The sequence below is a fragment of the Spongiactinospora gelatinilytica genome (assembly GCF_003236385.1).
GTDB lineage: Bacteria > Actinomycetota > Actinomycetes > Streptosporangiales > Streptosporangiaceae > Spongiactinospora > Spongiactinospora gelatinilytica.
Genome location: NZ_POUA01000294.1, coordinates 1 through 9,982 on the forward strand (window position 1 = coordinate 1; position 9,982 = coordinate 9,982).

Annotated in this window: 11 protein-coding genes; 6 read left to right on the forward strand and 5 right to left on the reverse strand. The window is 72.6% G+C overall.

Annotated elements, in window-relative coordinates:
• The 5 genes from C1I98_RS28680 to C1I98_RS28700 form a co-directional block, all read right to left on the reverse strand.
• Positions 1 to 548: CPBP family glutamic-type intramembrane protease (locus C1I98_RS28680; protein WP_233508273.1), on the reverse strand; the 548-nt coding region annotated here is incomplete at its 3' end.
• A gap of 35 nt (positions 549 to 583) precedes the next feature.
• On the reverse strand, positions 584 to 847 hold the full coding sequence (locus tag C1I98_RS28685) for a WhiB family transcriptional regulator (protein ID WP_111170523.1): 264 nt from the start codon (positions 845 to 847) through the stop codon (positions 584 to 586).
• Between the two features lie 118 nt (positions 848 to 965).
• The gene (locus C1I98_RS28690) at positions 966 to 1,664 is read right to left on the reverse strand and encodes a neutral zinc metallopeptidase (protein ID WP_233508274.1); all 699 of its coding nucleotides are present in this window, start codon (positions 1,662 to 1,664) and stop codon (positions 966 to 968) included.
• A 27-nt stretch (positions 1,665 to 1,691) separates the two neighbouring features.
• Entirely contained in the window at positions 1,692 to 2,327 is a 636-nt protein-coding gene (locus C1I98_RS28695) for a response regulator (protein ID WP_199537286.1), read from the reverse strand.
• Positions 2,324 to 3,550: an ATP-binding protein gene (locus tag C1I98_RS28700; RefSeq protein ID WP_111170525.1), complete on the reverse strand. Its 1,227-nt coding sequence runs from the start codon at positions 3,548 to 3,550 to the stop codon at positions 2,324 to 2,326. Before C1I98_RS28700 ends, C1I98_RS28695 begins: the two co-directional genes overlap by 4 nt.
• A 189-nt stretch (positions 3,551 to 3,739) precedes the next feature.
• Between C1I98_RS28700 and C1I98_RS28705 the strand changes: the two genes are divergently transcribed.
• The 6 genes from C1I98_RS28705 to C1I98_RS28730 all read left to right on the forward strand — a co-directional run.
• Complete coding sequence (locus C1I98_RS28705; protein WP_111170526.1) at positions 3,740 to 5,395, forward strand: PspC domain-containing protein; 1,656 nt, start codon at positions 3,740 to 3,742, stop codon at positions 5,393 to 5,395.
• Positions 5,385 to 5,615, forward strand: a complete 231-nt coding sequence (locus C1I98_RS28710) for a hypothetical protein (RefSeq protein WP_111170527.1) — start codon at positions 5,385 to 5,387, stop codon at positions 5,613 to 5,615. Before C1I98_RS28705 ends, C1I98_RS28710 begins: the two co-directional genes overlap by 11 nt.
• Before the next feature lie 115 nt (positions 5,616 to 5,730).
• Positions 5,731 to 6,237 (forward strand): (2Fe-2S)-binding protein, encoded by a 507-nt coding sequence (locus tag C1I98_RS28715; protein WP_111170528.1) that lies wholly within the window; start codon positions 5,731 to 5,733, stop codon positions 6,235 to 6,237.
• Complete coding sequence (locus C1I98_RS28720; protein WP_111170529.1) at positions 6,234 to 8,600, forward strand: xanthine dehydrogenase family protein molybdopterin-binding subunit; 2,367 nt, start codon at positions 6,234 to 6,236, stop codon at positions 8,598 to 8,600. The genes C1I98_RS28715 and C1I98_RS28720 overlap by 4 nt, the downstream gene beginning before the upstream one ends.
• Positions 8,597 to 9,460 (forward strand): FAD binding domain-containing protein, encoded by an 864-nt coding sequence (locus C1I98_RS28725; RefSeq protein ID WP_111170530.1) that lies wholly within the window; start codon positions 8,597 to 8,599, stop codon positions 9,458 to 9,460. The genes C1I98_RS28720 and C1I98_RS28725 overlap by 4 nt, the downstream gene beginning before the upstream one ends.
• A 31-nt stretch (positions 9,461 to 9,491) precedes the next feature.
• The coding region (locus C1I98_RS28730; RefSeq protein WP_111170533.1) for an SRPBCC family protein at positions 9,492 to 9,982 on the forward strand (491 nt) is incomplete at its 3' end.

Here is a 9,982-nt window from a genome sequence, read left to right on the forward strand (position 1 = left end):
AGATGTGTATAAGAGCCATCCTCGATCGTCTCCTCGATGCCCTCGCCGGAGGCCAGGCGGCCCAGCGCCGGGTTGGCCTCGGCCATGTCGATCGCGGGCAGGATGTGCCACAGGCCGAACAGGGCGGAGGAGACGGCGGTGGCGGTGGCGGCCCCGTGGCCGCGGGCGATCGTGCCGTACACGACACCGCGGAACCCGACCTCCTCCAGCAGCACCGTGCCCACCGGCACCTGGAGCAGAGCCTCCTCCAACGCCCGCGCCCTGGTCAGGCCGAGCGCCCGGTCATCGCGGAAGAACCTGCGCGTCGCGGGCAGTGCCACCCCCGCCGTGTACGCCGCGACGACACCGGCCGCCAGCGCGCCGCCCACGACGGCTCCCCGCCTGCCGCGGTGGAACCCCAGATCCTCCCAGCTCGCGCCGGACCTCCTGGCCATCGCGACGAGCAGGGCGGTGGCCGCGGCCGAGGTGAGCGGCCCCAGGCGGGGCGCGATCCGGTTGTTCAGCACGTTGGCGGCCACCAGCACGGCGACCTGCTTTGGCAATGTCACACGTGGCACGCTACGGCACAAACACCCCTAACGGCTCAACTGGCCGCGGGCCGCCGCCAGTTCGCCGGGAAGCGCGACCGGCGCCGCTCCTGCGGCGTCATCCCGCCCCAGATGCCCTCACGCTCACCCGCGCGCAGCGCGTAGGCGCGGCACTCGGCCATCACCGGGCAGCGGCCGCACACCGCCTTGGCCCGCGTCTCCTGGTCCGGGGACGGCGCGGGCGGGAAGAACAGCTCAGGGTCGCTCGACCGGCATGCCCCGCGCCGCGCCCAGCCGATCTCCCCGGAAGCCTCCCGCATAACGCCTCCCCGACGTCGCCAGCGCCACGCCTCGACCCTAGGCCGGCGCGCCGCCGGGTCGCATCCCCCGAAAGGCGGAGCCGGGTGTCGGCGTCCGGATGTACGCCGGGGGCTCCGGTCAGCAGGAATCGACGCCCTGGTTGTAGCCGCCGGCGAACGCCTGCTGGCGCTGCCCCGCGGTGCCGTGCGCGTCGGGCCGCCACCAGGCGTCGGACGGATCGCCCGCGGAGGCCAGGTTGATCAGCAGTTCCTCTTCGTCGCCCTCCTCCGCGTTGAGCGCGCCCGCCGAGACCAGCGTGCCGAGCGCGCCGCCCGCGTAGCAGTCGGCCTGCAACTCGCGCTCGACGTTGAGGCGGAAGTCGCTCATCGTCTGGGCCTGAACGGCGTGTCCGATCTCGTGCAGGATGATCAGGTAGATCGAGGCGTCGCCGAGGCGGTCGTTCATCTCCCGCATCCACCGCTCGTCGAAGGCCACGAAATGGCCCTCGGGGCAGTAGAAGGCGTTGTTGGGCAGCGCGGGCTCCCCCGCGCACGCCGGGCCCTTCAGCGGCTGGTAGGCGATGAAGTCGCGCAGCGGCTCGTAGCGCAGGCCATCGGCCTCGAACCGCCGCCGCCAGAAGTCCTCGCCGAGGCTTCTGGCCAGCTCGACATCGCTCTCGAAGGTCTCCCCGCCCGCCTCACTCGCGGCCGGGGTGGCGCTCGCCGAGCGCTCGGGCGACCCTTCGGCCGCAGGGTCGCGAGCCGGCCCGCCGCCGCATCCCGCCGTCAGTACGGCCAGCGCCAGCGCCGCCAGTGCCGGGAGGAGTCTGCTCAGCACGGCCCCATCGTGACCCATCGAGGCCCGTCAGACCAGACGGCGTGCGGTGGCCCAGCGGGAGAGTTCGTGCCGGTTGGAGAGCTGGAGCTTGCGCAGCACCGACGACACGTGCGTCTCGACCGTCTTGACCGAGATGAACAGCTCCTTGGCGATCTCCTTGTAGGCGTAGCCGCGCGCGATCAGCCGCAGCACCTCGCGCTCGCGCTGGGTCAGCGAGTCGAGCTCGGGGTCGATCGAGGGGGCCTCGCTGGAGGCGAACGCGTCCAGTACGAAACCCGCCAGCCGGGGCGAGAAGACCGCGTCGCCCTCGGCCACGCGCTTGATGGCGTCGGTCAGCTCCCGGCCGCTGATGGTCTTGGTGACGTAGCCGCGCGCGCCGCCCCTGATGACCCCGATGACGTCTTCGGCCGCGTCGGAGACCGACAGGGCCAGGAAGCGCACGGAGGAGCCGGAGCCGAGGACCCGGCGCAGCACCTCCTGGCCGCCGCCGCCCGGCATGTGGACGTCCAGCAGCACGACGTCGGGCTCCAGCTCGGCGATCCTGGCCACCGCGGTGTCGACGTCCTCGGCCTCTCCGACGACCTCGATGCCGTCGCCCAGCTCCGCCCGTACCCCCGACCGGAACAGCCGGTGGTCGTCCACGATCAGGACCCTGGTACTCACGAGTTCTCCACCTTCATGGTCAGCATGACTTCTGTGCCTTCCCCGGGCGCGGTGCGTATGCGCGCGGACCCGCCGTTGCGCTCCATCCGGCCGATGATCGACTGCCGGATGCCCATCCGGTCGTCGGGCACCGTGTTCAGGTCGAAGCCCTTGCCCCGGTCGCGCACGAAGATCGTCACCTCTTCCGGCTCCACCTCGGCGTACACGGACACCACCGCTGATTCAGAGTATTTCGCCGCGTTGACCATAGCCTGCCGGGCGGCGTGGACCATGGCCGAGAAGCGGGAGTCGAGCTCGCGGTCGCCGACGCAGACGATCTCGATCGGCACGCCGTGCGCGTCCTCCTCCTCGGCCGCGACCCGGCGCACGGCGGCGGCCAGCGTGGCGTCGGCGTCCTGTTCGGGCTGGTAGAGCCAGTTGCGCAGCTCGCGCTCCTGGGAGCGGGCCAGGCGCTGGACCTCGCGGGAGTCGTGCGCGTTGCGCTGGATCAGGGTCAGGGTGTGCAGCACGGAGTCGTGGACGTGCGCGGCGAACTCGGCGCGCTCCTCCTGCCTGATCCGCTCGCGGCGTTCGAGCTGGAGCTCCTTCCACAGGCCGGCCAGCCAGGGCGCGGCGATCACCGCGAGCCCGCCGACCACCACGGCGGTGAACAGCAGGCCGGGCCGCATCTCGGCGAACTCGCCCTGGACGTACAGGAACCCGCTGGCCCCGATCACCACCAGGGCCATGCCGATGAGGCTTCTGATGTGGTTGTGGCGCACGCCCTTGACCGCGCCGCTCATCCAGCGCCTGCGGCGGTCGGGGTCGGCCTGCTGCCACAGGATCAGCGCGCCGATGCCGACCACGGCGATCGGCCAGGTGGCGATCCCGCCCCCGGACGCGCCGGTGAGCCAGCCGAAAACCATCAGCGCCATGCCGATCGCGGTGAAGGCGGCGATCTGGCTCCAGTCGCGCTGGGGCGGCACGCCCTCGTACGGCCGGCGCGGCGTGAACAGCCACAGCGCGGCGTAGGCCACGATGCCGATGCCGTTGACCACCGTGAGCAGCACGAAGGCCAGCCGGATGACCACGGGATCCAGGTTGAGCTGCTGTGCGATGCCCTTGGCCACGCCCGCGACGAGCTGCCCGTCCACCGGACGCGTCATCCGGTGCTCGGGGGCCTCCGGCGGGGGAGGCGGCGGCGCCACGGGCGGCGCGTCGCGAAGAGTTTTTCGGTCAGCCATATGTCAGCATCGTCACACGTCGCGCGGTATCTCGCATCAGGCATCGCCCTGAGGCCGCCCCTGACCTCCATTGTGCTGCGTGCCGGGTATCGCGGCCACCTGGGCGTCTCGCGCGGCACATGAGCCTCGGGGATGAGTCAGGGGTGTCCCGGATAGTGACGCGCCACACCGAACCACCACGATGGAGGCATGAGCGATACCGGGAATGACGCGCGCGAGCCTGCTTCGGACGAGGCCCGTGAGCAGCGGCATGCCCCGGACCAGGACACCCCGGCCGCCGGGCGGTCCCAGCAGCACGAACAGCGCGAGCAGCACGACACGCGATCCGGGCAGGGCAAGCCGGATTCCTCGGATTCCTCGGATTCCTCGGATTCCTCGGATGACGACGGGTTCTGGAACGGTGTAGCACGCAGCCAGGAGGGCCGCATCCTCACGGGGGTGTGCGCGGGCCTGGGCCGCCGCTCGGGCATCGACCCGGTGCTGTTCAGGGTGGCGGTGACCGCGCTGGTGATCGCCTCCGGCATCGGGATCATGCTTTACATCGCGGCCTTCCTGCTGATGCGGGCGCCGGACGGCGGGCCCGGATACGTCGAGCAGTGGACCAACCGCATCTTCGACGCCGAGACGGTGATGGCGCTGCTCACCGGCGTGTTCGCGGTGGGCCTGATGGTCAACCTGGCCGCCGACGGGATCGGCCCCGGCACGCTCGTGGTGGGCACCCTGTTCGCGCTCGCGCTGCTGGCCGCGCACGCCGGGGGGATCGACATCCTGGCGCTGCTGCGTTCGGTGCCGGAGCGGGTGGCCGGCCGCCGGGGCGTACGGCACGCGTCGGCGTACGCCCGCCCTCCGGTGTACGGCCCGCCGGTCCCCTACACCGAGCCCTCTCGCCCGCAGACCTCCTACCTGTGGTCGGCCGCTTCGCCCACGGCCCCGCCGCGGCAGGCACCCGCGCCGCCGTACGGGCCGCCGCCCCAGCCGCCGCGCGCGCCCGAGCCGCAGGACGTACCGGGCAGGTCCATGCCCCCGCACCCGTCGGCGGGCGCGCCCTTCGCGCCGCACGGGCCCTACGCCCAGCAGCCGTACCAGCCGTTCTACCAGCCACTGGACCCGCGGCGGCGGGGCGAGTACCCGGGCGGCCCAGGCGGCACGGCCTACCCGCTGGTCCCCGGCCAGGCCCCGCAGGGGCCGCCACGGCCGCCGGAACGCCCCCGGAAGGCGCGCAAGCCGCGCCGCCCGCGGACCTTCCTCGGCACCATCACCGTCTTCGTGTCCGTACTCGTTGGGGGGATCATCATGGCGGGCCACTCGGGCCCCGGGGAGTACGTCGGCATGCACGTGGTCGGCGGCGCGATGCTGATCACGGTCGGCGTGGGGCTGCTGGTGGCCACCTGGTTCGGCCGGGGGGCCGCGCTGGTCGCGGCCGGCACGGTCATGGCGCTGGCCGTGGCCATCGCCGGGTCCGGCCCGGACATGCCCAGCTCGTTCGGCGCGCGCCAGTGGCGGCCCACGGATCTGACCGCCGCCGGGCGGGTCTATCAGGTCGATGTCGGCGAGGGCAGGCTCGACCTGCGCGAGCTCGCGTTCCCGGCGGGTTCGCGCACCTTCTTCACGCTGGAGGTGTCGGTCGGCGAGCTCCAGGTGATCCTGCCGACCGACGTGCGCGTCGAGGTGAAGGCGAGAGCCAGGCTGGGCGATATCAAGATCGATCACTCCCTGAAGGGCGGGTCCAACGTGCGGTTCGAGAAGACGCTGGAGCCGGAGATCAAGCCGGAGGGCGTGCCCGCGACGGTGTACCTGGAGATCAACGCGGGTCTCGGCGACGTGGAGGTGCGCCGTGGGGCCTGAGACCCGTCCCGACGCCCTGGGCGACCAGGAGCCGCGCCCGCGCCGCACCCACCGCACCGACTGGATGGCGCTGCTGAGCGGCCTGCTCTTCCTGATGCTCGGCATCGGGTTCGTCTCCGGGAGGCTGACCGACCCGTTCGTGGCCGTCCCGCTGCTGGTGGCCGGGCTGGGCCTGGCCGGGTTCGTCAGCGTGATCGCCCGGGTGATCCGCCGCAGGTAGGCCCCGCGGCCGGGGCCGGGATTTTGCCATAGGGACGGCGAGGGGAGCTTGACCGGCGGGAGCAGGGGCGTACGTTCGCAGATGTCGGCTCGTCATCGGCGCGCTGGGAGGACGTATGGCCCGAATCACCGTCAATGTGGACGGAATCCGCTTCGAGGAAGAGGTCGAGCCACGGCTCCTCCTCGTCCATCTCCTGAGAGACCGCCTCGGTAAGACCGGCACCCCCATCGGGTGCGACACCTCCAACTGCGGGGCCTGCACGGTACTGCTCGACGGCAAGAGCGCCAAGAGCTGCGCGGTGCTCGCCGTACAGGCCGACGGCTGCGACATCGCCACCGTGGAGGGCCTGGCCGCCGGGGGCCGCCGGCATCCGGTGCAGACCGCGTTCCACGAGGAACACGCGCTCCAGTGCGGCTACTGCACACCTGGCATGATCATGGCGGCCATCGACCTGCTGCGCACCGACCCCGATCCCTCCGACGAGGCGATCCGGGAGGGCCTTGAGGGAAATCTGTGCAGGTGCACGGGCTACCAGAACATCGTCAGGGCGGTACGGCGAGCGGCGTCCATCGACGGGCCCGTCAACGGCGAGCAGGCCGCCGCGCGGGAGGTGCCGGCATGACCGCCGCGGCCGAGAAGGCCCCGCCGGACGGCACGCGCGAGGAGGTCGGCAGGGCCAGGCGGCGCAAGGAGGACGCGCGGCTGATCACCGGGCGCACCCAGTGGACCGACAACATCCAGCTCCCCGGCACGCTGCACGTGGCGTTCCTGCGCAGCCCGCTGGCGCACGCCCGCATCCAGCAGGTGGACACCGCGCCGGCCCGCGGCCTGCCCGGCGTGGTCGCCGTCTACAGCGGCGCCGACTTCGCCGCCGAGCAGGGCAGCCTGCCGTGCGCCTGGCCGGTCAGCGACGACCTGGTGGTGCCCGACCACCCGCCGATGGCGGTGAACGAGGTCCGGTACGTCGGGGAGGCGGTGGCGTGCGTGGTGGCCACCGACCGGTACAAGGCCGCCGACGCCCTCGCCGCGATCGAGGTCGACTACGAGCCGCTGCCCGCCGTGCTCGACATGAACGAAGCGCTCGCCGACGGGGCCGACAAGGTCCACGAGGCCGGGAACAAGGCGTTCACCTGGACTTTCGCCGGAGGCGACATCGACGCGGCGTTCCGCGACGCCCCGGTGGTCATCCACCGGACCTACGTGCAGCAGCGGCTCATCCCGAGCGCCATGGAGCCCCGCGCGGTCGTGGCCACCACCGACGGCGACACCTGCACCCTCTACTCCGCCACCCAGATTCCGCACGTCCTGCGGGTGATGCTGGCGCTGACCACCGGCATCCCCGAGCACCGGCTGCGGGTGATCGCCCCCGACGTCGGCGGCGGCTTCGGCTCCAAGCTCCAGGTGACCGCCGAGGAGGTCCTGCTCCTGCTGATGACCCGCCGGCTCGGCCGGCCGGTCAAATGGACCGAATCCCGCTCCGAGGGCAACCTCACCGTCCACCACGGCCGCGACCAGATCCAGCGCGTGAAGCTGGCCGCCGATCGCGACGGCCGCGTCCGCGGCCTTTCCGTCGATCTGCTCGCCGACATGGGCGCGTACCTGATGCTGGTCACGCCGGGCGTCCCGCTGCTCGGGGCGTTCATGTACAACGGCATCTACAAGATGGACGCCTACGACTTCCGCTGCACGGGCGTGTTCACCACCAAGATGCCCACCGACGCCTACCGGGGCGCGGGCAGGCCGGAGGCCACGTACGCCATCGAGCGGGTGATGGACGAGCTGGCCGCCGAGCTGGGCATCGACCCGATCGATGTGCGCAGGCGCAACTGGATCGCCCACGAGGAGTTCCCCTACACCACGATCGCCGGGCTGACCTACGACTCCGGCCACTACGAGGCCGCCACCGACCGGGCGACCGCCCTGTTCGGCTACGCGGACCTGCGCGCCGAACAGGCCCGCCGCCGCCAGAGCCGCGACCCGGTGCAGCTCGGCATCGGCGTCTCGACCTACACCGAGATGTGCGGGCTGGCCCCCAGCCGCATCCTGGGCAGCCTCAGGTACGGCGCCGGTGGATGGGAGCACGCCGAGGTCCGCATGCTGCCCACGGGCAAGGTGGAGGTCGTCACGGGGTCCTCAGCGCACGGGCAGGGGCACGAGACGGCGTGGAGCCAGATCGTGGCCGACTCGCTGGGCGTGCCGTTCGAGGACGTGTCGGTACTCCACGGCGACACCGCCGTCGCGCCCAAGGGCATGGACACCTATGGGTCGCGGTCGCTGACCATCGGCGGCATGGCCGTGCTGCGGGCCTGCGAGAAGGTCAAGGACAAGGCCCGGCACATCGCCGCCCACCTGCTGGAGGCGTCGGCCGAGGACGTGGAGTACACCGGCGGCTCGGTACGCGTACGGGGCACCGGCGCCGGCCGGACCATCCAGGAGAACGCGCTGGCCGTGTTCACCGCCCACGACCTGCCGGACGGCGTCGAACCGCGGCTCGACGCCCAGGCCACCTTCGACCCGGAGAACTTCTCCTTCCCGCACGGCACCCACCTGTGCGCGGTGGAGGTGGACACCGAGACCGGGATGAGCCGCATCCGGTCGTACGTGGCCGTGGACGACGTGGGCAAGGTGGTCAACCCGCTGATCGTCGAAGGCCAGGTCCACGGCGGGCTGGCCCAGGGCATCGGCCAGGCGCTGTTCGAGGAGGCCGTCCACGACGCGGACGGCAACCTGCTGACCACGACGCTGGCCGACTACCTGGTGCCGTCGGCGGCCGACCTGCCCGATTTCATCACCGACCGGACCGAGACCCCGGCGGTGAGCAACCCGCTCGGCGTCAAGGGCGTCGGCGAGGCCGGGACCATCGCCAGCACGCCCGCCGTGGTCAACGCGATCGTGGACGCGCTGCGCCCGTACGGCGTCAACGACGTGCGGATGCCGTGCTCGCCGGAACGCGTCTGGCGTGCGCTGAACGGAGGCGCCTCGTGATCCCGCCCGCTTTCGACTACGTGCGCCCTGCGTCGCTCGGGCAGGCGTGCCGGGCGCTGGCCGAGGCCGGCGAGGACGCCAAAGTCCTTTCCGGCGGGCAGTCGCTGATCCCGCTGCTGCGGCTGCGGCTGTCCTACCCGACCGTGCTCGTGGACATCGGCAGGCTGCCCGAGCCGCGGGCGATCCGCGACGAGGACGACCACGTGTTCATCGGCGCGACGGCCACGCTCGACGAGGTCGTCCGCTCGGCGGTGGTCAACGCCGAGGTCCCGCTGGTGGCGCTGGCCGCGCGTACGGTCGCCGACCCCGCCGTACGCCACCGCGGCACCTTCGGCGGGTCCCTCGCGCACGCCGACCCGGCGGGCGACCTGCCGGCCGTGGCCCTCGCCCTGGACTGCGAGTTCGTGATCGCCTCGGCGCGCGGCGAGCGGACCGTACCGGCCGCCGGGTTCTTCCAGGACTACCTGGAGACCGCGCTCGCGCCCGACGAGATCCTGGTGGGCGTCAAGGTGCCCAAGCTCGGGCCCGGGTGGGGCTTCCACTACGAGAAGTTCCACCGGACCGCCCAGGCGTGGGCGATCGTGGGCGTGGCCGCCGCGGTACGCCGGGCGGACGGCGGCGTGGCGGCGGCGCGGGTCGCCCTGACCAACATGGGCGCGACGCCGCTGCGGGCCACGGCGGTGGAGGCGGCGCTGCGCGGCGTACCGGCCGACGCCGATGCCGTGGCGGGTGCCTGCGCCGGGGCCGACGCGGGCACCTCTCCCCCGGCCGACCTGCACGCCCGGCCCGACTACCGCAGGCACCTGGCCAGGGTCCTGACCCGGCGGGCGGTGCTGGCCGCGGCACGCGCCCGGCCGTAGTGTCGGAAGGGAGAGAGCGAGGAGCGAATCGATGGCGATGCGGTTCGAGCACGAGTTCACGGTTCCGGTGCCGGTCGAGCGGGCCTGGGAGACGCTTCTCGACGTACGGCGGGCGGCCACGTGCCTGCCGGGCGCGTCCCTGGAGGCGGTGGAGGGCGACGAACTGGCCGGGCGGATGCGGGTGAAGGTCGGGCCCATCACGGTGACCTACAAGGGCACGGCGGTGCTCGCGGAGGTCGACAAGGACTCACGCACGGTCACCGTCCGCGCGTCCGGCAAGGAGGCCCAGGGCTCCGGTACGGCGAGCGCCACGGTGGTCGCCCGGCTGACCCCCGGCGACGGCGCCACGACGGTCGCGGTGGAGTCCACCGTCAACGTCACGGGGCGTCCGGCGCAGTTCGGGCGCGGGGTGGTGAACGACGTCGGGGCCAAGCTCATCGACCGGTTCGCGGGCAACCTCGCCGCCCTGCTGGCCGAGGCGGAACCTGAGCCCGCGGAGCCACCCGGCCCGCCGACTCCCTG